The following is a 21,419-nucleotide window of genomic DNA, read 5'->3' as shown; positions in this document are numbered from 1 at the left end:
GCGACCACAACGACACGGACGACCAGAGGGAGGAGACGCAATGCCACTGAATTCCTGTTTCGGGCATGCCAGGCAGGCCATCCGCCGCAGCGGCGGACCGCTGCTGCTGGCGCTGTTGCTGGTTGGCGCCGGCCTGGCCCCGGCCAGCGCCAACGACGACCGCATGACCCCGATCCCGATCCCCGAGCAGCCCAACGCGATCAAGCTGCCTACCGGCCCGCTGCCGGACGCGAAGAATCCGGAAGCCTGGCACAAGCAGTACGGCAGCATGTTCGCCCGCAACGTCACCGAGGCGACCCTGACCCCGTTCCTGCCGGATCCGGCCATCGCCACCGGCGCGGCGGTGATCGTCGCCCCGGGCGGCGGCTTCCGTTCGCTGTCGATGGAGAACGAGGGCTGGGACGTGGCCCGCGCGCTCAACAAGAAGGGCGTGGCCGCGTTCGTGCTCAAGTACCGCCTCAACCAGACCCCGGCCGACCTGGAGGGCTTCGCCGAGTCGATCCGGCAGATGCTGTCCGGCCCGCGCCCGCCGCGCGACCCGGGTGCGTTCGATGCGGCCAAGATGCTGGCCCCGCAGCTGGCCGACGCGCGCGCCGCGTTCGCCCTGGTGCGCAGCCGCGCCAAGGAATGGAACATCGATCCGGACCGCATCGGCATGATCGGCTTCTCCGCCGGCGCGATGCTGACCCTGACCACCGCCCTGCATGGCGAGGACGCCAAGCCGGCCTTCATCGGCAACATCTACGGCCCGATCTCGGCGGTCGACAAGGTGCCGGCCGATGCCCCGCCGATGTTCGTGGCCCTGGCCGCCGACGACGGCCTGTTCAGCAACCAGGGCTTCGGCATCGTCGAGAGCTGGCAGAAGGCCGGCCGTCCGGTCGAGTTCCACTACTACGAGCAGGGCGGCCACGGCTTCGGCATGTACCAGAAGGAGACCACCAGCACCGGCTGGTTCGAGGCCTGGGCCGCGTGGCTGAAGATGCACGGCTACCTGGACCGCAAGAAGTCCTGAGCCTGCCCGGCGCGGGTCAGCGGTACGGCCCTGGCCCGCGCCACACCAGCTTGCCGAGGTGGAACACGTAGCGCACGCTGATCACCTCGCGCGCATCGCCCACGCCGATCATCTCCGGCGAGGCCGGATCCAGCATGCGGCACTTGCTGGCACCGCGCCGCAGCGCCACCTCCGCCGGGCAGACCATGCGCTGGCGCGTGCCCGGCAACGGGATCGCCACCTCGGTCATGCCCTGCGCGATCCAGTCGCGCAGCGTCTGCTCGGCCATCAGTTCGTACACCACCTGGTAGCCGCCCACGTCCATGGTCGGCTCGCCGCCAGTATCCACCTGGTCCGGGCGGCCGTTGTTGTCGACCACGCCGGCCTCGCGGCTGTTGCCCTGCGGCACCAGTTCCTCTTCCGCCGTTCCCGGCGGGCGCCCGTTCCACGGATGCGGCGGGCGCGGCGCGTCCACGCTCGCCGGCTGCGCCCGGCGCGGCTGCGGCCGTGGTTGCGGCTGCGGCGGTTGCGGCCGCGGTTCCGGATCGGCCGGCAGCAGCACGCGCCGCGGATCGGCCAGCTCCCGCGCATCCAGCTGCCGCGGCGGAGCGGCTTCCACCGGCTCCGGCTCGGGCGCGTCCGGCAACTCGGGACCGGGCTGCGGCTGGCCGACGAAATCCACCCGGATGCGGCCGGCGCTGGAGGCACCCTGCGGCGAGGTCACCACCGGCGGCGGCTCGGCTGCCTTCAGCAGGAGCAGCACCATCAGCAGGTGCAGCAGCGCGCTGGCCAGCGCGGCCAGCCAGGGCTGCAGGCGGTCGATGCGCGGTACGTCCGCCGACGGTGGGGGCGTCGCCGGTGGATTCATGCCGCGCGGGCGTAGTGGAAGCTGGCCCGCATGCGGGAACCGGAAGGTGGCGGGAAAGGAATCCGCATCCTAACGCGAGTACCCGCTCCGGCCACGCAGGAAGGCAGGCGCGTTCATGTGGAATCCGGCGTGGCTGCTTCCCTGTCGGCGCCGGTGCTATGGTCGCGCCGCACCTGTCCCCTGCCGTGCCGGAGACCGTCCATGCCCTCGATCCGACCCCAGGCCCGGTCCCTGCTGGTGCTGGCCCTGGCCAGTTCCATTCCCGCCGCCGATGCCGCGCCGGACCCGGCCGTGGCCGAGCACGTGTTTGCCGAAGCGCGGCGCCTGTGCGAGGCCGAGGCCGGCGCGTTGTGGGGGCGCTCGCTGTGCGGCCCGGTGATGCTCGTCGATCCCGCCGACGCCGGCGTCGTCGCCAGCCACGCCGATGCCGGCGGCGTGCTGGTCCGGCTGGGCGCGGTGTACACCGGCACCTTGCCGGCGGACGCGGTGATGTCCAACACCGCCATGGAATGGTCCGGCACCCGCTGGACCCAGCTGCTGTGGCCGGTGCCCCAGGATCCCAACATGCTGCGGACCACCCTGGTCCATGAGCTGTTCCACCGCATCCAGCCGGAGCTGGGCCTGGATCGCGGCGAGGCCGGCAACCGCCACCTCGACACATTTCAGGGCCGGTACCTGCTGCAGCTGGAATGGCGCGCCCTGGCGCGCGCGCTGATGGCCGAGGATCCGGCGCAGCGCCGCGACCACGTCGCCTCGGCGCTGGCCTTCCGCGCGGAGCGCCGGCGCCTGTTCCCGGAAGCCGCGCACGGGGAGACCGCGCTGGAGATCAACGAGGGCCTGGCCGAGTACACCGGCGTGCGGGCGGGCCTGGCCTTCGCCGAACAGCGCCGCGCCCACGGCGTGTACTCGCTGGCCGCGTTCATGGAGGCACCGGGCTTCGTGCGCTCGTTTGCCTATGCCAGTGGCCCGGCCTACGGCCTGCTGCTGGACGAAGCCGATCCGGCCTGGCGCGGCAAGCTGGACGCGGACGCCGACCTCGGGCGGATGCTGGCCGCCGCGCTGCGCCTGGATCCGGATGCGGCCACCGGCCTGGCGGCGCGCGAACGCCGCTACGATCCGGACGGCGAGGTGCTTGCCGCCGAGCAGGCGCGCGAGCGCCAGCGCCAGGAACGGCTGGCCGGCTGGCGCAGGTCGCTGCTGGAAGGCCCGGTGCTGGTGCTGCCGCTGCAGTCCACCCGCTTCCAGATGAACCCGCAGACCGTGGCCGCGCTGGACGATGTCGGCACGGTCTATCCCGAGCTGCGCCTGGGCGACCGCTGGGGCGAACTGGTGGTGGACGGCGGTGCGGCCCTGGTCCATGCCGACCGCAAGCGCGCGGTGGTGGCGCTGCCGGCCGGAAGCGACGGCCTGCGTGGCGAGGGCTGGACACTGTCGCTCAAGCCAGGGTGGAAGCTGGTGCCGGGCGAGCGCGAGGGCGACCTCACCCTCGCCGGCCCCGCGCGCTGAGGCTTACCCGCGGCTGCGCCTGCTCCGCGCCGGCATCGTCCCCTGCGGCAGCTTGCACGTGGCCACCGCGACGATGGCGGCGCTCGACAGCAGGGCGCCCACCACCAGGCCGGTCACGGCCAGCAGGCCGCGGGTGGAAATGCGCGCGCTGGCACGCAGGGAGACCTTGCCGGCGCGGATCCGCAAGGCGGCGGTATGGACGTCGCTGCCGCCCCGGCATGGAGCCGGCTGGCGGCGCTGGGAATCGTGGGCCATCGCATCGGTTCCGCGGGAGGAACCGGCATGCTCGGTGCCGGGCCGTGAACGCCGCGCGCGCGCCATGGCGGCGGGCATGGCCTCGACCGCGGCCTCACCGCCACCCGGCCAGCATGGGCCAGCCTTCCGTCCGGACCTGCCCATGGCCCGTCCCCGCCGCGCCCCTGCCCGCCCCGACGACCGCGGCCGCCATGCCGCGGTACACCTGCCCGGCCTGGACATCGACGGCTACAGCCTGTCGGTGCCCGATCCACAGGGCGACCGCTTCATCGGCGACCGCGCCAGCCAAACCGCCTTCCGCGGCCTGGTGGACGCGGCGCGCGAACACCACCTCACCGCGAAGGATCCGTTGGGCCGCAAGCCCTCGCGCGCACTGAAGAAGGAACATATCGACCTGGTCCTGGTCGGCGGCGGGCTGGATGCCTCGCACGCCATGCACCTGGCGGTGGAGGAATACGCACGCCAGCTGTGCTACGTGGTCCAGGTGTTCATGGCCCGGCCGGAGTGGCGCGGCGTGGAGCGCATCGTGATCGGCGGCGGCTTCCCCGAGCACCAGACCGGCGGCCTGGCCATGCGCCGCGCGATCCGCCTGCTCGAGCTGGCCGATACCGGGGTGGGCCTGCTGCCCTTGCGCCACGATCCGGACGAGGGCGGCCTGCTTGGCTGGTCGCCGCTGCTGCCGCAGGAACTGCACGGCCATGACGCCTTCCTCGCCGTGGACATCGGCGGCACCAAGCTGCGCTGCGGCATCGTCCGCCACCGGCTGCGGCGCGATCCCACCGGCGGACATGGCCAGGTACTGGAGAGCATGGTCTGGCGCCACAAGAGCGACCGCCCCAACCGCGAGGCCGCGGTGCGGCGCATGGCGGCCATGCTCAACGGCCTGGCGGCGATGGCGCGCACCCTGGGGCTGAAGCTGGCTCCGTTCGTGGGCATCGCCTGCCCGGGCACGATCGAGCCGGACGGCTCGATCTCGGCCGGTGCACAGAACCTGCCCGGCGACTGGGAACGCCCGTTCCACCTGCCCGATGCGCTGGCCGCGTACCTGGAACCGGTCGGCGGCCGCGCACCGGCGGTGGTCATGCACAACGACGCGGTGGTGCAGGGTCTCAGCGAACTGGACCGCATGCACGACGTGCGCCGCTGGGGCGTGCTCACCATCGGCACCGGCCTGGGCAACGCCACCTACACCACGCGCTGAGCGGCCACGGGCGGAGCGTCCTCCACCGCGGCCGCAGGCGCGCGCCTCAGTCCTGCTGCTTCGGCGGCACCACCGCGTGCAGCAGCGGCTCCACCCAGTCCTCGCGCTGGAAGTCGTAAAGCACGAAGTCGCTGGAGAACTGCCAGTACAGGTGGGCGAAGCCGCGCTTCTCCGCGGCGCGGGCGACGGTCCGGGTCCACAGCACCCGGTCCTCCATCGGCGCCTTGTCGTAGGCGCCGTACTCGCCCAGCAGGATCGGGCGGCCGTGCCTTCGCGACCAGGCCTCGACCTTGTCGAAGTCGCTCTCGATCTTCGCCACCTGCGCCGGCGTGAAGCGCACGCCGGTCTTTTCCGAGAACTGCGGCTCCACCCAGCTGGCGCCCTGGTGGGTGAAGGCGAACGGCTCGTAGTAGTGGAAGGTGACGACCAGGTGGCGGTCGTCCTCCGGCAGGCGCAAGGTGTCCAGCTCCTCGAGGTTGTTCCAGCGGGTCGGGCCGACCACGACGTTGCGGGTGGGATTGGTCTTGCGCACCACCTGCAGCAGCTTCGCCAACAGCGCGTTCCAGGCCCTGGCGTCGAGCGCTCCGTGCGGTTCGTTGAGCAGCTCGAACACCACCGAATCGGGCTGGGCGGCATAGCGCTCGCCCAGCTGGGTCCAGACCTGGACCAGCTTCGCCTCGCAGGCCGGCACGTCCTTCACGCAATCGTTGAAGTCGTGCACGTCGAGGATCACCTGCAGGTCATTGTTCCTGCCCCAGGCCAGGACCTGGTCCAGCTTCTCCAGCCAGGCCGGATCGAGGCGGTTGTCCTGGTCCAGGTGCGGGAAGGTGAACAGCACCACGCGCACCGTGCCCAGGCCGGCCTGGCGGATCCTGGCGAAATGCTCCTCGCGGTAGTTGCCCTGCCCGCCCGGCTGCCAGTACGGGTCGTAGCCCAGCACGTTGACGCCGGCGCCCATGCGCGCGACCTGTTCGTGCGCCGACAGCGGCGGTTGGGCCATGGCCTGCGGCAACAGGGCCATCAGGCCCAGGCAGAGACCGGCAAGCAGGCGGATTCCGGACATGCGCTTTCCCCCTCTTCGCGTCGTCATGGGCAGGTGCCCGCGGGCCGCCCACCATAGCAGCCGGCCTGCGCGCCGCGCATGCCCCGGCCCGCGCGCCTCAGCGCACGCGGCCGCGGGGCGAGTAGTCCACCAGGCGCAGGGTGCGGTCCTCGATGTCGCCGACGAAGCGCCCGTGCCGCGCCGCGGTGGCGCGCTTGATCGCGGCCCATTCCGGGTCGGCCATGAACCGTTCCCAGGCCGCCACCATGGTCGCCTCGTCCGGCCAGCGCAGCAGGTAGACGAACTCCGGCCCCTCCTCCGTGCGCGCCTCCCACATCGCCACGATGTCGAAGCCGTGCCGGGCCATCAGCCGCGCGGCATGGTCGCGGAAGCGTTCGTGGAAGGCGATCCGGGTCTGGTCGTAGATCCGGTAGATGCGCAGCTGGTGGACCGGGCCGTCCTGCGCCACCGGATCGGAGGCGATGGCGGGGGCTGGTGATGGCGTTGCGGAAGCAAGGAACAGGGAAAGCGCGGTCGTCCGGAACATCGGGAGGTACCTGCGTGGGGGCTTAGGGTTCCGGACAGGCCGCAGGCAGCGCAGGTTCCCGTGCGTGCGCGACGTCGATCACGGTCCGGCCCGCCGCTCGCTCCCCGACTTCCGCAACACCGCCATGCGCAGGTCGCTCTCGTGTGCCAGCGGTTCGGAGTACAGCAGCCGCCGCTGGTCGGGCGAGACCTGGAAACCCCAGCCCTCGAAACCGGGCTGCAACACCAGCAGGTCGCGGCGCGTACGGCTGTCCGGGTCGAACAGGGCCAGCCGCGGCGGACCTTGCTGCGGACGGCGCACGTAAAGGATGCCCGCCGCGGCCGGGACCCAGCGGTCGACGTCGCCAGCGTCCAGGTCCACATCCAGGCGCGTGGCCGGCGGCGGCGCCTGGCGCGCCCAGTCCAGCCGCGGCATGCGCCAGATCCCGCCGGTATCCGGCCGCGCATACAACAGCCAGCGGCCGTCGGCCGATTCGCGCGGCCGCTCGCCGGGGCCGTCGCCGAGCGCCACCGGTTCGCCGCCGTCCAGGGACTGGGCCATGACCCGCCACTGCCCATCGTGGTTGGACTCGTAGTACAGCCAGCGGCCATCGCGCGACCAGGCCGGATGCCGCGCATCGCGCGCGCCGGTGGTGACCCGCCGCGGCGGGCCGCCGTCGGGCGCGACCAGGTAGATCGCGCTGGTGCCGTCCGGGCTTGCATCGAACGCGATCCAGCGCCCGTCCGGCGACCACGCCGGATTGTCGATGAAGGCGCCGCCGAAGCCGGCCACCTGCACCGCCTCGCGGCCATCGCTGCGGCTGACCCAGATCGCATGCGGGCCGCCGCGGTTGGAACTGAAGGCGATGCGCTGCCCGTCTGGCGACCACGCCGGGCTGGAATCCCAGCGCGTGCTGCGCAGGAACGGGCCGGCGTCCACCGGGCTGCGGCTCTCCAGGTCCACCAGGCGCAGCTGCGAGCGGTGCGCCCAGTGCTCGAACACGATCGCCTCCACCCCGGCCGCGGTCGCCGGCTGCTGCACCACCTCGTTGCCCAGCGCCAGCTGGCGCAGGTCGCTGCCGTCGGGGGCGGCCGACCACAGCGCATACATGCCCGAGCGGGTGGAGGTGAACAGCAGGCGGCGGCCGTCCGGCGACCAGGCCACGCCGTTGAGCTTGCGGTTGTCGAAGGTCAGGCGCGTGGCCGCGCCGCCGTCCAGGCCGGTGCGGTACAGGTCGCGGGTGACCTCGTTGGTCGCGCGCACGAACACCAGGTAGCTGCCGTCAGGGGCGAAGCGCGGGTCGAGGTCGCCGAGGGTGCCGCCGGGCGGTTCTGTAAGCACGCGCCGCTCGCTGCCGTCGATGGCCGCCAGCACGATCCGGTACGGCGCGTCGGCGGCCGCGCGCGCGGCATAGGCCAGCCAGCGTCCGTCCGGCGAGATCGCCATGCCGCGCACGGCCTGTACCTGCGGATCGGCCAGCACCCGGGTGGAGGCGCCGCCGAGCGCGGCGACGCGCATGACCGCCAGGCCATCCGCGTCCACCCGCGCGTACAGCAGGCCGCGGCCGTCCGGCAGCCACAGCGGATAGTGCTCGTCGCCCGGGCTGCGGCTGAGGTTGAGCGTGTCCTCGGCACCCACCGTCTTCACGTAGACGTCCAGCCCGCCCGCGCCGCCGCCGTCCCAGACGAAGGCCACGCGGCTGCCGTCCGGCGACAGCGCCGGCTCCACCTCGCGGCCGACGTAGCTGGTCAACGGCTGCACCTCCCATTGCGCGTCCACTGCATCGCCCGCCACCGGCCCGTCGCGCCAGGCCAGCCAGGCCACCACCGCCGCGGCCGCCAGCAGCAACGGCAGCAGGTACCACGCCCGGGCCGGCGCCCCCGCCCTGCCGGTGGCGGGCGCAGCTGGCGCGGGCTGCGCCGGCGCCGTGGCCGGGCCGGGCGCCGGGGCCGGCCGCGGGTCGGGCACCGCCATCGCCACCCGCGCCGGCGCGATGGGCGCGAGCAGGCGGTAGCCGCCCTTGCGTATGGTTTCGATGTAGCGCGGGCTGCGCGGGTCGTCGCCGAAGATCCGCCGCAGCTCGGAAACGGCGCGGTTGAGCAGGTAGTCGTCGCCGAGCGTGCCGGCCCAGACCGTGTCCAGGAACTCCTCGCGGCCGACCACGTGGCCCGGGCGCGCCGCCATCAGCAGCAGCACCTGCATCACCTTGGGCTCGACCTGGTGGACCTGGCCGCGCACGGTAATGCGGTTGAGGCTGGGCTGGACCAGGGCTTCGCCGGCAGTGAAGTCCGCGCCGGCGCCGGCCCCGCCCGCCACAGCCGCGTCCTCGATCCTGCCGATGGCCCTGTACTCGCTCACGGTCTCCCGTTCCGGCCGGCGCCTGCATCGAATCTATAGCAAAACCGCAGCTTCCCTCCATTTGCCCGTGGCGGTCGCGGCGCTTCCATCGGCGCAGGCGGCACGACGCCGCGCTGCCTGCAAGGGAGGATGTCCATGCACCGTTACCGTCTCCTGTATGTCCTGGCCGCCCTCTTTGCGCTGCTGCCCGGCCCTGCCCGGGCCCAGGCCGCGGATGGGGCCACCCTGTTCCAGCGCAACTGCGCCGGCTGCCACGGCCCCAACCGCGAAGGCACCAGCCTCGGGCCGCCGCTGTCGCCGGCCACCTACCGCTACGGCGGCACCCGCGGCGACATCGAGCGCATCATCCGCCGCGGCATCCCGTCCCAGGGCATGCCGGCCTTCGGCGGCACCCTCGGCGAGGCGGAAATCAACGCCCTGGCCGATTTCCTGCCCACCCGCGCCACCATGCCGGAAGAGGAGGCACCGCCGCAGCCACGCCAGTCCGATCCGGTGCCCGGCGTGGTCGAAACCCTGGACTACGCGGTGCGCGCCGAAGTGTTCGTCGATGGCCTGCAGACCGTCTGGTCCATGGCCTTCATCGACCGCGACACCGCCCTGGTGGTAGAGCGCGCCGGCCGCCTGCGCGTGGTGCGCAATGGCGTGCTGGACCCGCGCCCGGTCGCCGGCACCCCGCAGGTGTATTCCAGCAGCCACCGCTGGAACCAGGGCGGCCTGCTCGACGTGGCCCTGGACCCGGACTACGCACGCAACGGCTGGATCTACCTCAGCTACAGCCATGCACTCAATCCCGGCGCGCCGGAGGAGGAGATCCGGGCCATGACCCGGGTGGTGCGCGGGCGCATCCGCGACCACGCCTGGGTCGACGAGGAGGTGGTGTTCCAGGCCGACGAATCCAGCTACGACGCCCATGCCTGGCACTACTCCGGGCGCCTCCTGTTCGATTCCACCGGCCACCTGGTCATGCCGGTGGGCGACCGCGGCACCCCGGAGCGGGCGCGCGACCCGGCCGATCCGGCCGGCAAGATGCACCGCATGCGCGGCGACGGCACCCCGGCCGGGCATCCGTTCGGGCGCGAGGGCGTGCTGCCGACGATCTACAGCATCGGCCACCGCAACGCCCAGGGCCTGGCGCTGGATCCCGAAACCGGGCGTATCTGGGCCACCGAGCACGGCCCGCGCGGCGGCGACGAGCTCAACGTCATCCGCGCCGGCGGCGACTACGGCTGGCCGGTGGTGACCTACGGCATCAACTACGACGGCAACGAGATCACCCCGCACACCCGCGCCAAAGGCGTGGAGCAGCCGCGCCACTACTGGCGGCCCTCGATCGCCACCGCAGGCCTGGCCTTCTACCGCGGCGACGAGTTCCCGCTGTGGAACGGCAAGCTGCTGGTCGGCACCCTCGGCCGCCGCGAGCTGCGCCTGCTGACCCTGGACGGGGACCGGGTGCTGCACGAGGAGGTCATCTTCCGCAGCCCGGGCCGGATCTACGAACCGGTGGTGGGACCGGACGGCGCGATCTACCTGTGCACCGACGACCCGGGCCAGATCATCCGCCTGACCGCCGCCGCGCAGCGGCGGATCTGAGCCGCGGCGCCACCACCCGGCCACGAACGCCATTGGTGGACGTGCACGCGGCGGGGCCGGCGCTCATCCCTCCCCGAACAGCGCCGGCCCCGCCTCGCGCATGAAGATGCGCAGGGTGACCGGGCCCACGCCGCGGAATTCCAGCAGGCGCCGTTCGAACTCGGCGCGGTCGCCGGCAGCCGCGTGCACGCCGAGGATGCCGCCGCCGTAGTCGTCCAGCAGGGTGCGGCACAGCTGCGCCAGGCGGCTGGCGGTGGACTCGTCGTAGCGCCGGTAGCCGCCCTCGCCCAGCATCCGTACCAGCTGCGCGTGGCTGCACGCGCACAGCCGGGCGGGCGTGTCGCAGCCGTGTTCGCGCACGATCACCTGCCAGGTGCGCGCGGCCGCGGCGTGGCTGATCCGGTTGCCAAACAGGAACGCCGCCAGGAACCAGGCGAACAGCGAAGCCTCGTCGCCGGGCCTGACCTCGAAGCCGAGGTCGCGCGGCAGCAGTTCGCGGTGCATGGCTCCTCCGGCGCGCGGATGTGCGCCTACCGTACCGCTTCGGCGGCCGGCGGCGGGCTGATCCGCTCCGGTACGCGCAGCGGCTGCCCGGCATCGTCGAAGAACGGCGAGCGGCGCACGCCGCGCAAGCGGCCCCCGATGATGCGCGAGCCGACCTGGACCACGGCGCCGGCCAGCGCCAGCGGGGTGGCACGTACCGGCCCGGTAGCCGACTTGTGGTTGGCCACCACGCGCCCCGGCGGCCCGGCCAGTGCCTGCACCTCGGCCGGCGAGACCACCGCGGTCGCCAGCACGCCCGCGTACTGCACCTTCGGGTCGGCTGCGGTATTGGCCAGCGGCGAGCGGCAGCAGGCCGCGTACCAGCGCAGCACGCGCCCGCTGAAGGTGGCGCAGCGCAGCTGCTCCAGTCCGCGGGTGAAGCGCATCCGCGCCGGCACCACGGCCAGCACGTCCGAGCCACCGCGGTCGTCCACCAGGCCCGGTCCACCGAGCCAGCGCGCCCAGGCCTGGCAGTCCCTGCAGTAGCAGGTCAGGCGCGCGTACACGCCAGACGGTTCGATCTCCCCCTGCACCGTTCCGCAACGGCACTGGATCCGGACAGTCATTCCCTGGCCCTCCGTCGAACTTGCCCCGGCACGGGGCCGGCCCATTCTGGCCCGGCCGCTCAGCCTGCGCTGCGATCCCGCGCACGTTCCACGCGGAAGTCGATCGGCTTGTAGCGGAAGTTGTTGGACTGTCCGGCCGAGCAGGCGGTCATCGCCACCACCAGCGGCATTTCCGCACGCAGGCGTACGTGGTCGCCAGGCTTGCTCAGCGGCGGCAGCACCGCGATCCGGCCGTCGGCCTCCACCGCCACGTGCATGAAGATGTTGAATGCCACCGGCACCCGGTCGCGGCTGACGCCCCAGGGCGCCAGCGCCCGCGCCAGGTTGCCCTCGCAGCCCGGGCGGCCTTCCGCCTCGCCGTAGAGCTTCTCGAACATTTCCTTCGAGCACGGAGTGAGGGTGAAGTCGTGGCGGCCGCAGGTGTCCTCGAGGATGGTGAACATCGGCCGGCTGCGGTTGGAGTACAGCACGTCGCCGGTGCTCAGCCACAGCCGGGAGGCGTAGTCGATGCTGCGCCCGGAAGAGAGGTACTCGTCCAGGTCCTCGCGGCAGAACGCGGTCAGGTCGCTGACCTGCTGGCCCATCGGATCGATCACCACCAGCTCGTCGCCGGCGTCCAGCTCCACCGCATGGCCGGAGCACGGCGGGATGCGGATGGTCTCGCCCGCCGTCATCGCGGCTTCCTCGCGTGGAAGGGACAGGTCCAGTCCGCCTCGACCTTGCGGCCGCTGTACTGGCGGGTTTCCGGCGCGCTGCCGAAATCGGCCAGGTTGGGATTGATGTTGCCCTGCAGCGCGGTATCGCGCTTGCGCGTGGCCGCCTGCATCTTGGCGTAGCGCCCGTCGGCGCGCAGGCGGTCGAACTGGCGGTGCGAGTTGAATACCAGCACCGGAACTTCGAAGCGGCGCGCGATGCGCGAGGCGCCCGGGTGCAGGCCGATCACGAAGAACGGATGCGTGCCCAGGCTGAGGCTGAAACGCGGGTCGTCCGGGTCGCGGCTGACGTCCGCGGCCCAGGGCGTGCCGCGGCGCGCGTCCAGGTCGTGCAGGTGCTGCAGCTGCGACCACAGCATGGCCTCGAAGCGGCGCTCGTCGGTGTCGCAGGGGCCGTCGAACAGGGCGACGAAGGAACGCACCGTGGTGTCGTCCGGATCCATCGCGTCGATGCCGCGGGCGAAGGCCACCAGCGCGTCCAGCAGCGGCGCGTCGTTGCGGCGGTCGCCCAGCCGGCCGAACTCGCGCGGTTCGATCGCGCCGCGCGCCAGCGCCGCCTTGGAACCCACGCAGGGGAAGGCGGGATCGTCGATGAAGGCAAGGAAGCGTTCGGAGAGTCCGCCGCGGGCGGGGCGGACGGTGGGCTGGGTCGCTGCGGTATTCATGGCGACGCACCCTATCGGCGCGGCGCGGACGGCAGCGTGTAATCGGCACGCCGGGCCGATCCGCGGTCAGAGCCCGTTGGGGAGCATGACGGGCGCGCGAAGCCGGCCGCTGCGATCCAGGCTTTGCTATCCCACGATTCCAATCCGCGATGGCGACCGGTGTCGGCCCGCTTGTGGCCCGCGTGGCATGGCAAGCTTCGCCGGCCTTTCCACTCCGGAGCCCGATCGATGGCGACACCGTTCCGCCGCATCCTTGCCCTGCTCTGCAGCCTGCCCCTGCTTGCCGCCCTCGCCGCGCCCGCGCTGGCCGCCGACGGCAAGAAGACCTTCGTGATGGTCCACGGCGCCACGGCCGGCGGCTGGGAATGGAAGCGCACCGCCCGCTTCCTGACCGACGAAGGCCATACCGTCTACCGCGTGACCCTCACTGGCCTGGGCGAGCGCGAGCACCTCAACAGCACCGAGGTGGACCTGGAGACCCACATCAACGACGTGGTCAACACCATCCTGTTCGAGGACCTGCACGACGTGGTCCTCACCGGGCACAGCTACGGCGGCATGGTGGTCACCGGGGTGATGGACCGCATTCCCGAGCGCCTGGCGCACGTGATCTTCCTGGACGCGGCGGTGCCGGAGGACGGGCAGTCGTTGTGGGACATCTTCGGGGCCAACCAGCCGCTGCCGCCGGACCGCTTCAAGGACGGCTTCATGCAGGTGCCGTGGGTCAAGCCCGGCGACAAGCCGCCGTACAGCGTCAAGCACTCGATCAAGTGCTTCAGCCAGCCGGTGTCCTTCCGCAACCCGGCCGCGCGCGCCCTGCCGGCGACCTACGTCGCCTTCGTGCCGGAGGGCCAGACCCTGGAGGAGCGCGCGAAGATGGACCGCGGCTGGCAGCGCGCCCAGGAGCGCGGCTGGGGCATCCGCACCTTCCCCGGCGGCCACGTCGCCCAGCAGGAGGATCCGCAGGGCGTGGCCAGGCTGATCGCCGAGATTGCCGAAGGCAGGCCCGCCGCAAAGTGACCCGGCGCGAAGCCCTCTCCGGCAGGTGCGGGGAGGGCTTCGTCCATGGCAAGCGCCCGCGGGGGCGCCCTGCCCGCATCGGCGCGCTGGCGGGATCGCTCAGTCCGCGCGGTGGATCAGCTCGCCGGCGCGCAGGGTGTATGCCACGTCGGCCAGCGCCTCCACGCCCTGCTCCGGGTCCGCCCCCAGCACCACCAGGTCGCCGCGAAGCCCGGCGCGATGCGCCCGCGCGCGTCGGCCTCGCCGAACATGCGCGCCGGCGCGGTGGTGAGGCTGGCCAGCACCTGGCGCCAGTCGAGCCCGGCCGCGGCCAGCAGCTGCAGTTCGCGGGTGGTATCGAAGTCCTCGATGTAGCCGGCATCGGTGCCGAACAGCACCTGGCCGCCGGCGGCCTGCAACGCCGCCACCTGCGCCTGCGCATTGCCGACCAAGCGCTGGACCACCGGCTCCGGCACCTGCTCGCGGCGGATTTCCAGCTCGAACATGGCCAGGGTCGGCACCAGGGCCACGCCTTCGGCGACCAGGCGCTGCACCGTCGCCGCATCCCACGGGCCGGATGCCGGCGTGGCATGGGCCAGCACATCGGCCCCGGCCTGCAGGGCCACGACCAGGCCGCCGGCATCGGTGGCATGGGCGAACACCGGCTGCCCGCGGTCACGGGCGACCTTGCCGATCGCACTGGCCACCGCGGCATCCATCAGGCGCACGCCCTCGCTGCCGCCGACGATGGAGCCGGTGAACAGCTTCACCCCGCGCGCGCCCTGCGCCAGCTGCTCGCCCGCGCGGTTGCGACCGGCCTCGGCATCAACCACTTCCGCCACGTCGCCTTCGATGCCGAGGTCGTGGCCGCGGACATAGATCGGCGTGCCTCCCGCCGGGAAGAACGGCACGCCGGTGCTCAGCACCCGCGGACCAGTGACCTCGCCGGCCTCGATCCGGCGCACCAGCGCCTGGGCCTCGCCCGGTGCCGAGGCCAGGTCATAGACCGTGGTGAAACCCCATTGCCCGTACTGCTCGCGCAGGGTGGACTCAAGCTTCGCGGCCGGGGCCTTGCCGACATTGCGGTAGGCCGGCCCCAGCAGGTGCGCATGGCTGTTCCAGAACCCGGCCACCACCACCTTGCCGCTGGCATCCAGCGTCCGCGTGCCTGCGGGGGATGGCGACCTCGCCAGCGCGGCCAACCGCCTCGATCCGGCCATCGCTGACCAGGATCACCGCGTTCTCGATCGGCGCCTCGTACGGCGAAGGCCGGACCCGCCCACCGACGATGGCCAGGTCGGCCGCATCCGCCGGCGTGGCAAGGGCCATCAGGCCTGCCGCCAGCAGGCAATGGATTCCGTTCCTGCACATGCTGATCTCTCCTGTCAGGCCGCAATGGCAGCGGCGCAAGCCGTCGGGGTCCGGCTCTTGGGTGGCCGGTATGCCGAGCATAGCGAAGGCGCTCACATGCGGACTACGTCCCCTGCCCCAAGGTCCGCAGGACCCACCCCTCCCGAGGACCAGGCAATGGCGACCCGCAACATCCTCCGCACCCTCAAGGCCGAGCACGACGAGCTGCGCGCCCTGTTCGAACAGATGGAGCAGACCAGCGACCGCGCCGGCAGGAAGCGCACCGAGCTGCTGGGGAAGATCGAGGCCAACCTGATGCCCCACGCCAAGTGGGAGGAGACCGTGTTCTATCCGGCCTTCGCCGAGCGCGCCAACCGCGAGGGCCTGAAGATCCATGCCGAGGCCGTCGAGGAACACCGCGCGGTCGAGAAGACCGTGATCCCGGACGTGCACGCCGCCGACGTCACCACGCCGCAGTTCGCCGGCCGGGTGAAGGTGTTCGGCGAGCTGATCGACCACCACGCCAGGGACGAGGAGAAGGAGATGTTCGCCATGGCGCGCAAGCTCTTCACCGCGCAGGAGCTGGCCGAATTCGACGAGGCCTACGAGGAATGGAAAGCCTCCAGTGCCTCGACCCTGGTCTCGGCCATGGCCGGAGCCAAGACCGGGATGAAGGCCGCCGTGCGCAAGGTGACCCGCAGGGCGCAGTAAAGCCGACCCGCAGTGCGCCGGGGCAACCCGGCGCCGTACCTGCTTCGCGTTTTCGTCCAGCCTGGCCCGCCTCAGGGCGTCGCCAGCGGCTCCTTGCTGTCGCTGTACCTCACCGAGCGGAACACCCCGCCGCCGTTGGCACTGCAAAGCCCCGGCTCCCAGGTGGCATGCGGTGCCAGGCCATACCGTACCTGGCAGTCCCAGCCCCCGGCGGTCATGAAGCACATGCGCACGTCGACCGGCGCGCCGCATTCATTGGAGACGATGCCCTTCAGGCCGCTGGTACTGCCGCACTGGTGCGGCGATGTCACGGGCTGTCCTACGCAGGCATCGGCACGCTCGCGGGTCGAGGCCTGTGCCGACGCCGGGGCCGCGGCGCCAGGAGTGCCTGCGGCATTGGCGGCGTACGCCTGCGCCTGGCTTGCGGCCTGCCGCGCCTGCAGGGCCTGGCGCTCGCGTTCCCGCGCCTGGCGCGCCAGCTCCTCCTGGCGCATCACCTCGCGCGCGTGTGCGGCATCACGCGCGGCACGGGCGTTGGCTTCGGCTGCCGCCTGCTGGGCACGCTGCTCGGCTGCGCGCCGGTTGACGTCGGCATAGGTTGCATGGAGGTCCGCGCGTGACTGCGCCTCGCGCGCCTTGGCCCCGTCCACCGCACGTTCCAGCGCCAGCCAGGCAGCGGAAGGCTGCGCCGGCTGGTTCCATTCGGCTTCCGCCGCCTCGGCCGCCCAGCGCGCCTCGCGTGCCGCTGCTTCCGCCTGCGCCTGCCGCAGCTCTGCCATCCACTGCTGGTCCCTGGCCTGCTTGCGCCTGATGGCGTTGGTCATCGCCACCGAGACCTCGCCGTTCGGCATCCACTGGAACTGGCGCCGGGTGTCGGTGGTCAGGACCAGGGTGTGCGCGGTGACGACAACCCTGCGGCTGTGGGCGATGGCCTGGGCCGGGGTCACACCCTGGCCTGGCAGCGTGCGCACGTTCCAGGTCTGGCCATCGAAGGCCTCCACGTACTCGCGGATGTCCGGCTGACCGGGCCCCTTGACGGTCCAGGTCCCGGTCGCATCGTCGAACACCACCGTGGTGAGCTGCTCGGTGAACGCGCTCCCGTAGCCGAGGGAGGCGTACCTGGACCGGAAGCCGCCCGTAGTCTCGCTGACCTGGATGGCCGCTTCGCCATTGGGCAGCAGCCATTGCCCGGGTTCCACCGCGTTCCTTTCGGAGTTGACCAGCGCTTGCCAGTAACCCCGGTTCAAGGCGTTCTGCGCCGCCAGCGCCTCGCCCTCCAGCACCGGCATGGGAGGCAAGTCGTAGTGCACCGTGCGGGACACCGACAGGGGCTCATCGCCCCACAGCCCGACGTCGAGGTTCTCCCGTATCACCAGCAGCCCGTCGGCACGGGCGACAAGGCGGAGACGTACCCCGTAACCGGAGAACGCTCCCGAATACGAAGACAGCCGCAACTGGTCGTTGCCGAACCAGTGCGCATTCAACAGGCGCTTGTAGCCGAAGGCCGATTCCAGCATCTGGAGCTTGTCACCTTTCCGGCCGGCTGCCGCCAGCACGTAGCGTCCGAGCGACTGCCCGTCCTGGTCCCACAGCTCGATGACCAGGTGCCCGCCTTCCCGGCGCAGCTGCACGGCACCCTTGCCGTCGGCGGCCAGCAGCCTGTTGCCGATGAACCGCTCCAGTCCGCGCATCGCCGGGCCCGGGCCGGGGGCTGCCGCGGCAACCCCTGAAGAATCCGCCACTTCGTCTGCCGCCTCGTCCGGCAATGCTGCGGCCAGCCCCTCTGCCGGAAGCCGGGGCTGCGTGGCGCTGTCCTCGTTGCCTGCCGTGCCGGCCTCGGCCACCGCGGCGGCATCCTGCCCGGTTCCGCCGTCGGCCTCGAAGAAGAAACGGTTGTAGCGCGTGGGCGGCTCCACCGACACCGGCCGCCCATCCTTCGCCTTGGCGCGGCGCAACTCCCACTGCCCTGCATCGTTGAAGCCGGCAAGGTAGACGAGCTTGAGCAAGCCGACGCCGACGAACAGCACCTGGCCATCTTCCTGTACCGTGCCCCGCCACTGCTTGCCACCCATGTAGGAGCCGGTGAGCAGCAGGGTTCCGGGTGCGGTATCAGGGCGGATGTGGTCACTGTGCACGACCCGACCGTCGCCCGGGTTCACGTACTCCTGGACCAGCTCCTCACCTTCCCTGGCCCAGTACCAGCGCAGGCGGTAGCCCTCCGGCCCAGCGGCCGCGGTACGGCCCGGCAGTGATGCGTACTGGCCCCACACCGGGTCCACTTCCGCCGCCTCTACCGCGGCGTAACCGCCCAGGTACAGCAGGGCCACGCCGAGGATCCGCTTCCAGCCCGTCAGTTGCATGGTGCCCCCCAGACGCCCTCCCCAGGCGCTGGCCCAAGATCCATCGGCCGCCTGCCGAGGTCAAGACACGGGCAGCCAGATCAGGCTGAATACGGCGCCAGTCCTGGTCGGCCAGGCCGTAGCCCCGAACGCGGCGTCACTGCAGCGCGGACTCAGGACTCCACGTCCGGCATCACCGCCGGCATCGGCCCATCCTGGGTGCGGGTCCGCTCCAGGTAGCGCATGGCCTCCTGGTGGTAGGCCTCGTGTCCCGGCGCCAGGTGCGGCACCAGCAGGCGCACCCAGGCGCGGGTTACGCGACGGGTCTCGCCCGGGCAGTGCGCGGCACGGGCGGCGGTCAGGTCGCCGGTGTCCACCAGGTGCGCGAAGGCCTGCGGGTCGGTCCCGTAGATCATGCATTGCAGGTTGAAGTAGCGCTGCTCGGCCAGCGCGTGCTCGTCGGCATAGGCTTCCAGGTTGTAGGCGCCGGTGCTGCGCGAAAGCATCCAGTTGGCGGCCAGGCCCAGGTTTTCGGTGACCTGCTCCGGGCTTTCGTCCAGCGCCGCGAAGCGCAGCATCAGGATCGCCGCCAGCTGGTCCACCGCATCCTCCTGGCGGCCGGTGACCGGCAGGTCGAGCAGGTGCACCAGGGCGTGCCCGGTCTCGTGCAGCACGATGAAGCGCACGTTGGCGCGCACGTAGCGCAGCGGGTGTTCTTTGCCCAGGCCCAGGGCCTGCTGGTGCTCCACGCCGCGCTCGTAGAGCGTGCGCAGGGTTTCGTAGCACAGCACCACTTCCGCCCGGTCCGGGCGGTAGAACGCGCCGAACTCGCCGCACTCGGCGGCCACGTAACGCAACGGGCGCGGCAGCGCGAACATGCCGTCGATGGCCTGGATCTCCGGCAGCTGCCGCAGCAGGTCCACCTCGCGCACGCGGCGGTGGATCTGGCGCAGGTTCGGCGAGGCCGGGGCCTCATAGGCGTAAGCGAAGCGCGGCGCCGTAGCCGCCTGCCGACCCGCCGGCGTTTCCTGCCCCGCCATCGCCGGCAGGATCGCGAGCATGCCGGGCATCACGAGGGCCAGGGCGGGAAGGCGGATCCGGAACGGCATCGGGCGCGGTCTCGTGCGGGTCGGGCGGCAAGCGTAGGGGAAGCCGCCGCGTCCTGCACGTCGCGCCGTGCCGTCAGAGCGCGGCCAGCTGCAGTTGCGAAGCGGCCTTCAGCACCACCCGCGGCACGCCATCGCGCAGGCCGACGTGGCCGGATACGCATACCTCGCGCCCCTCCAGCCGGGTCTTGAGCAGGGACGCAAACGCGTAGCGATGGTCCTCCCAGATCACCGCCTCCAGCCGCTGCCGCGACGGGAACGGCTGGCCCACGCTGATGAAGACCGGCTTGCCGCGCAGGTCGTCGCGCAGCATCACCCGCACCACCGGCCCCTGCAGGGCTACCGTGGTGCCGACGTGGCTGCGCGCCGCCTGCCAGGGCAAGGGGTTGCGGCAGGAACTTCCCTCCGCGGCCGGCGCGCTTTCCTCCGTCGGCGTGGCGGCAGCGACGGTCTGCCCGGCAGCGGGCGCAAGCCGGGGCTCCTGGCCGGTATCGCCCGAAGCCTCCGGGCCCGCGGCCAGGAACACCGCCAGCATGCCCATGCCCAGGACCACCAAGGGCCGGATCCAGGTCCTCATGGCGATCGCCCCCGGTGCTCCGGCGTTGCGCCAGGCCAGTCACGGGTCGCCCCGCGGTCACGCATCGACCCGCCCCGGTCGCGGGCAAGCCATCGATCCCGTTCCACGATGTCCCCCTCTGTCCCACAGGACAAGGTAGCGAATGTAACAGCCAAACCGGGATTGGCGTCACATTGCCCGACCAGCGGGCGAAGAACGGGATAACCGGCCTGCAGGGCTCAGCGGGCCCCTCCCCTGGCCTCCAGATCCGCCAGCTGCACCAGCGAGATTCCAAGATGAGGCGCCAGGGCGCGGTCCACGAAGGCCTTGTGCGAGGCCCCGACCAGCAGCATCACCCGCTCCGGCCGCGGCGACGCCGCCACGTCGAGCACATTGGCCGCCATGCGCTGGTTGCGCAGTTCCCACATGGCTAACGGAAACGGTGCACGCCATCGGCGCGGTCCTGCACCAGCCACCCGTGCCACTGCATGGCGTCGTCCCGCTGCACGGCTTCGCTGTTGAGCTGGCGCAGCAGCGCAAGCATGTCGTGGCTTTCCGCCGCCTGGTCGAAGAGGTGCTGCATGCGCCGGGCCGCCGGCGTCGCCCGCCACTCCTCGCCCCAGGCCTGGCGCGAGGCTTCCTCCAGCGCCGCCTCCGGGAGCGCCAACGTCCGCACGGCTTCGTACTGGCTATCCACCGGATCCAGCCGCTGCAGGCCCAGTCGCCGCGCCAGCGGCATGGCCAAGGCCGCGATCTCGTCGCTGGCCGCCAGCCTCTGGTCCAGGGCCTGCCGGGTGGGCTCCGGCACGACCTGCGCCCTGGCCCTCGCTTCGGGAGACGGGTAGGACCACTGCAGTGCCGCCGAATCGAACTCGTAGGCCGCCAGCAGCAGGCCCACCAGTTCCACCCGCGCCGGCTCGGCCAATCCGCCCGCATCCGCCAGCAGCGCCTCGGCCTTCGACCGGGCCATGGCGCGGTCCACGCCCAACGCCTGCTGCATGGCACGGTCGTGGGTGACGATCGGCCCGGCAAACTGGTCCAGCACCTGCTGCGCACCGCGATCATGCGCAGCGCGCTCCAGCAGCAGCGCCACCTCGTCCGGCGGCAGCCGCTCCACCGCAATGCGCGTCGGCGCGAACCGCGCCAACAGGTCCAGCACGCCGTCCAGGTGCGCCGGCTGGATCCAATCGATGCCGGCCAGGTGCGCGGTGCCAACCACCAGGACCTCGCTGCGCAGTTCCGGGCGCATAAGAGGTCCCAGCTGCGTTTCCACCGCCGAGCCCGGCGCCACGGGGGGAGCGGCGGACGCCGGCGGCAAGGCCAGCAGCAGGCCGAGCATCAACGGCGGGATGCAGCGTGGGATTCGCTCCATGGTCGCACTCCGTTCGAGTCGGTAGCCGTGCGGTAGCCGGTACGGTCATCACGAACCTAGCGCCGTGGCCGCCTGGGTCCATGGGGCAAAGGTCACAGGCATGCTCCATCCCATCCGTCCCCAACATGGAGCAGGTGATTTCCGCCGCCAAACTGGTAGCCT

General features: G+C 72.0%; 21 protein-coding genes. 6 read left to right on the top strand and 15 right to left on the bottom strand.

Annotated features, from left to right (window positions below; all coding sequences use genetic code 11):
- Nucleotides 1-40: 40 nt before the first annotated feature.
- Nucleotides 41-1,012: an alpha/beta hydrolase gene (locus tag PSEJ31_RS0106665; RefSeq protein WP_019397066.1), complete on the top strand. Its 972-nt coding sequence runs from the start codon at nucleotides 41-43 to the stop codon at nucleotides 1,010-1,012.
- A 16-nt stretch (nucleotides 1,013-1,028) separates the two neighbouring features.
- On the opposite strand, the gene PSEJ31_RS0106660 is transcribed toward PSEJ31_RS0106665, so the two are convergent.
- Nucleotides 1,029-1,859, bottom strand: a complete 831-nt coding sequence (locus PSEJ31_RS0106660; RefSeq protein WP_019397067.1) for a hypothetical protein — start codon at nucleotides 1,857-1,859, stop codon at nucleotides 1,029-1,031.
- A 201-nt stretch (nucleotides 1,860-2,060) separates the two neighbouring features.
- On the opposite strand from PSEJ31_RS0106660, the gene PSEJ31_RS0106655 reads away from it, so the two are divergent.
- Nucleotides 2,061-3,365 (top strand): hypothetical protein, encoded by a 1,305-nt coding sequence (locus tag PSEJ31_RS0106655; protein ID WP_037034679.1) that lies wholly within the window; start codon nucleotides 2,061-2,063, stop codon nucleotides 3,363-3,365.
- Between the two features lie 3 nt (nucleotides 3,366-3,368).
- Here the strand turns inward: PSEJ31_RS0106655 and PSEJ31_RS0106650 are convergent, their stop codons facing one another.
- Nucleotides 3,369-3,620: a hypothetical protein gene (locus tag PSEJ31_RS0106650; RefSeq protein WP_232210993.1), complete on the bottom strand. Its 252-nt coding sequence runs from the start codon at nucleotides 3,618-3,620 to the stop codon at nucleotides 3,369-3,371.
- A 142-nt stretch (nucleotides 3,621-3,762) separates the two neighbouring features.
- Between PSEJ31_RS0106650 and PSEJ31_RS0106645 the strand changes: the two genes are divergently transcribed.
- Nucleotides 3,763-4,821: an ROK family protein gene (locus PSEJ31_RS0106645; protein WP_028915003.1), complete on the top strand. Its 1,059-nt coding sequence runs from the start codon at nucleotides 3,763-3,765 to the stop codon at nucleotides 4,819-4,821.
- A 46-nt stretch (nucleotides 4,822-4,867) separates the two neighbouring features.
- On the opposite strand, the gene PSEJ31_RS0106640 is transcribed toward PSEJ31_RS0106645, so the two are convergent.
- The 3 genes from PSEJ31_RS0106640 to PSEJ31_RS15785 form a co-directional block, all read right to left on the bottom strand.
- Nucleotides 4,868-5,884, bottom strand: a complete 1,017-nt coding sequence (locus PSEJ31_RS0106640) for a glycoside hydrolase family 5 protein (RefSeq protein ID WP_232210992.1) — start codon at nucleotides 5,882-5,884, stop codon at nucleotides 4,868-4,870.
- Nucleotides 5,885-5,981: 97 nt separating this feature from the next.
- Entirely contained in the window at nucleotides 5,982-6,410 is a 429-nt protein-coding gene (locus PSEJ31_RS0106635) for an NIPSNAP family protein (protein ID WP_028915001.1), read from the bottom strand.
- A 78-nt stretch (nucleotides 6,411-6,488) separates the two neighbouring features.
- Nucleotides 6,489-8,747, bottom strand: a complete 2,259-nt coding sequence (locus PSEJ31_RS15785; protein ID WP_037034677.1) for an LpqB family beta-propeller domain-containing protein — start codon at nucleotides 8,745-8,747, stop codon at nucleotides 6,489-6,491.
- 135 nt (nucleotides 8,748-8,882) lie between these two features.
- On the opposite strand from PSEJ31_RS15785, the gene PSEJ31_RS15780 reads away from it, so the two are divergent.
- Nucleotides 8,883-10,337, top strand: a complete 1,455-nt coding sequence (locus tag PSEJ31_RS15780) for a PQQ-dependent sugar dehydrogenase (RefSeq protein WP_051403678.1) — start codon at nucleotides 8,883-8,885, stop codon at nucleotides 10,335-10,337.
- Nucleotides 10,338-10,400: 63 nt separating this feature from the next.
- Here the strand turns inward: PSEJ31_RS15780 and PSEJ31_RS0106620 are convergent, their stop codons facing one another.
- From PSEJ31_RS0106620 to gntA, 4 genes are read right to left on the bottom strand one after another with little or no spacing between them, the layout of a single operon-like run.
- Nucleotides 10,401-10,841: a DNA methylase gene (locus PSEJ31_RS0106620; RefSeq protein ID WP_028915000.1), complete on the bottom strand. Its 441-nt coding sequence runs from the start codon at nucleotides 10,839-10,841 to the stop codon at nucleotides 10,401-10,403.
- Between the two features lie 26 nt (nucleotides 10,842-10,867).
- Nucleotides 10,868-11,446, bottom strand: a complete 579-nt coding sequence (locus tag PSEJ31_RS0106615; protein ID WP_083852364.1) for a DUF6151 family protein — start codon at nucleotides 11,444-11,446, stop codon at nucleotides 10,868-10,870.
- Between the two features lie 59 nt (nucleotides 11,447-11,505).
- On the bottom strand, nucleotides 11,506-12,120 hold the full coding sequence (locus PSEJ31_RS0106610; protein ID WP_019397077.1) for an urea carboxylase-associated family protein: 615 nt from the start codon (nucleotides 12,118-12,120) through the stop codon (nucleotides 11,506-11,508).
- Nucleotides 12,117-12,824 (bottom strand): guanitoxin biosynthesis heme-dependent pre-guanitoxin N-hydroxylase GntA, encoded by a 708-nt coding sequence (gene gntA, locus PSEJ31_RS0106605; RefSeq protein WP_028914998.1) that lies wholly within the window; start codon nucleotides 12,822-12,824, stop codon nucleotides 12,117-12,119. Before gntA ends, PSEJ31_RS0106610 begins: the two co-directional genes overlap by 4 nt.
- A 228-nt stretch (nucleotides 12,825-13,052) precedes the next feature.
- Between gntA and PSEJ31_RS0106600 the strand changes: the two genes are divergently transcribed.
- Nucleotides 13,053-13,844 (top strand): alpha/beta fold hydrolase, encoded by a 792-nt coding sequence (locus PSEJ31_RS0106600; protein WP_019397079.1) that lies wholly within the window; start codon nucleotides 13,053-13,055, stop codon nucleotides 13,842-13,844.
- Between the two features lie 116 nt (nucleotides 13,845-13,960).
- Here the strand turns inward: PSEJ31_RS0106600 and PSEJ31_RS15775 are convergent, their stop codons facing one another.
- Nucleotides 13,961-15,025, bottom strand: a complete 1,065-nt coding sequence (locus PSEJ31_RS15775) for an amidohydrolase family protein (protein WP_232210991.1) — start codon at nucleotides 15,023-15,025, stop codon at nucleotides 13,961-13,963.
- A gap of 325 nt (nucleotides 15,026-15,350) precedes the next feature.
- Between PSEJ31_RS15775 and PSEJ31_RS0106590 the strand changes: the two genes are divergently transcribed.
- Nucleotides 15,351-15,884 carry a hemerythrin domain-containing protein gene (locus tag PSEJ31_RS0106590; protein WP_019397081.1) on the top strand — a complete coding sequence of 178 codons (534 nt, stop codon included), beginning with the start codon at nucleotides 15,351-15,353 and terminating at the stop codon, nucleotides 15,882-15,884.
- 71 nt (nucleotides 15,885-15,955) lie between these two features.
- On the opposite strand, the gene PSEJ31_RS0106585 is transcribed toward PSEJ31_RS0106590, so the two are convergent.
- The 5 genes from PSEJ31_RS0106585 to PSEJ31_RS0106565 form a co-directional block, all read right to left on the bottom strand.
- Nucleotides 15,956-18,244, bottom strand: a complete 2,289-nt coding sequence (locus PSEJ31_RS0106585) for a hypothetical protein (protein WP_019397082.1) — start codon at nucleotides 18,242-18,244, stop codon at nucleotides 15,956-15,958.
- 152 nt (nucleotides 18,245-18,396) lie between these two features.
- On the bottom strand, nucleotides 18,397-19,332 hold the full coding sequence (locus tag PSEJ31_RS0106580; RefSeq protein ID WP_019397083.1) for a DUF4344 domain-containing metallopeptidase: 936 nt from the start codon (nucleotides 19,330-19,332) through the stop codon (nucleotides 18,397-18,399).
- A 73-nt stretch (nucleotides 19,333-19,405) separates the two neighbouring features.
- Nucleotides 19,406-19,906, bottom strand: a complete 501-nt coding sequence (locus PSEJ31_RS0106575) for a hypothetical protein (RefSeq protein ID WP_147208265.1) — start codon at nucleotides 19,904-19,906, stop codon at nucleotides 19,406-19,408.
- A gap of 218 nt (nucleotides 19,907-20,124) precedes the next feature.
- Nucleotides 20,125-20,313, bottom strand: coding sequence for a hypothetical protein (locus tag PSEJ31_RS0106570; protein ID WP_019397085.1), 189 nt, complete (start codon nucleotides 20,311-20,313; stop codon nucleotides 20,125-20,127).
- Nucleotides 20,314-20,315: 2 nt separating this feature from the next.
- The gene (locus PSEJ31_RS0106565; protein WP_156924932.1) at nucleotides 20,316-21,257 is read right to left on the bottom strand and encodes a hypothetical protein; all 942 of its coding nucleotides are present in this window, start codon (nucleotides 21,255-21,257) and stop codon (nucleotides 20,316-20,318) included.
- Nucleotides 21,258-21,419: the final 162 nt, after the last annotated feature.

The sequence above is a fragment of the Pseudoxanthomonas sp. J31 genome (genome assembly GCF_000510725.1).
Classification (GTDB): Bacteria; Pseudomonadota; Gammaproteobacteria; order Xanthomonadales; family Xanthomonadaceae; genus Pseudoxanthomonas.
This window is presented reverse-complemented; position numbering and strand designations above follow the sequence as displayed.

Bases quoted from the DNA above. Each gene is read 5' to 3' on its own strand.
- PSEJ31_RS0106665 (WP_019397066.1), top strand. From the start codon at position 41: ATGCCACTGAATTCCTGTTTCGGGCATGCCAGGCAGGCCATCCGCCGC.
- PSEJ31_RS0106660 (WP_019397067.1), bottom strand. From the start codon at position 1,859: ATGAATCCACCGGCGACGCCCCCACCGTCGGCGGACGTACCGCGCATC.
- PSEJ31_RS0106655 (WP_037034679.1), top strand. From the start codon at position 2,061: ATGCCCTCGATCCGACCCCAGGCCCGGTCCCTGCTGGTGCTGGCCCTG.
- PSEJ31_RS0106650 (WP_232210993.1), bottom strand. From the start codon at position 3,620: ATGGCCCACGATTCCCAGCGCCGCCAGCCGGCTCCATGCCGGGGCGGC.
- PSEJ31_RS0106645 (WP_028915003.1), top strand. From the start codon at position 3,763: ATGGCCCGTCCCCGCCGCGCCCCTGCCCGCCCCGACGACCGCGGCCGC.
- PSEJ31_RS0106640 (WP_232210992.1), bottom strand. From the start codon at position 5,884: ATGTCCGGAATCCGCCTGCTTGCCGGTCTCTGCCTGGGCCTGATGGCC.
- PSEJ31_RS0106635 (WP_028915001.1), bottom strand. From the start codon at position 6,410: ATGTTCCGGACGACCGCGCTTTCCCTGTTCCTTGCTTCCGCAACGCCA.
- PSEJ31_RS15780 (WP_051403678.1), top strand. From the start codon at position 8,883: ATGCACCGTTACCGTCTCCTGTATGTCCTGGCCGCCCTCTTTGCGCTG.
- PSEJ31_RS0106620 (WP_028915000.1), bottom strand. From the start codon at position 10,841: ATGCACCGCGAACTGCTGCCGCGCGACCTCGGCTTCGAGGTCAGGCCC.
- PSEJ31_RS0106615 (WP_083852364.1), bottom strand. From the start codon at position 11,446: ATGACTGTCCGGATCCAGTGCCGTTGCGGAACGGTGCAGGGGGAGATC.
- PSEJ31_RS0106610 (WP_019397077.1), bottom strand. From the start codon at position 12,120: ATGACGGCGGGCGAGACCATCCGCATCCCGCCGTGCTCCGGCCATGCG.
- gntA (WP_028914998.1), bottom strand. From the start codon at position 12,824: ATGAATACCGCAGCGACCCAGCCCACCGTCCGCCCCGCCCGCGGCGGA.
- PSEJ31_RS0106600 (WP_019397079.1), top strand. From the start codon at position 13,053: ATGGCGACACCGTTCCGCCGCATCCTTGCCCTGCTCTGCAGCCTGCCC.
- PSEJ31_RS0106590 (WP_019397081.1), top strand. From the start codon at position 15,351: ATGGCGACCCGCAACATCCTCCGCACCCTCAAGGCCGAGCACGACGAG.
- PSEJ31_RS0106585 (WP_019397082.1), bottom strand. From the start codon at position 18,244: ATGCAACTGACGGGCTGGAAGCGGATCCTCGGCGTGGCCCTGCTGTAC.
- PSEJ31_RS0106580 (WP_019397083.1), bottom strand. From the start codon at position 19,332: ATGCCGTTCCGGATCCGCCTTCCCGCCCTGGCCCTCGTGATGCCCGGC.
- PSEJ31_RS0106575 (WP_147208265.1), bottom strand. From the start codon at position 19,906: ATGAGGACCTGGATCCGGCCCTTGGTGGTCCTGGGCATGGGCATGCTG.
- PSEJ31_RS0106570 (WP_019397085.1), bottom strand. From the start codon at position 20,313: ATGTGGGAACTGCGCAACCAGCGCATGGCGGCCAATGTGCTCGACGTG.
- PSEJ31_RS0106565 (WP_156924932.1), bottom strand. From the start codon at position 21,257: ATGGAGCGAATCCCACGCTGCATCCCGCCGTTGATGCTCGGCCTGCTG.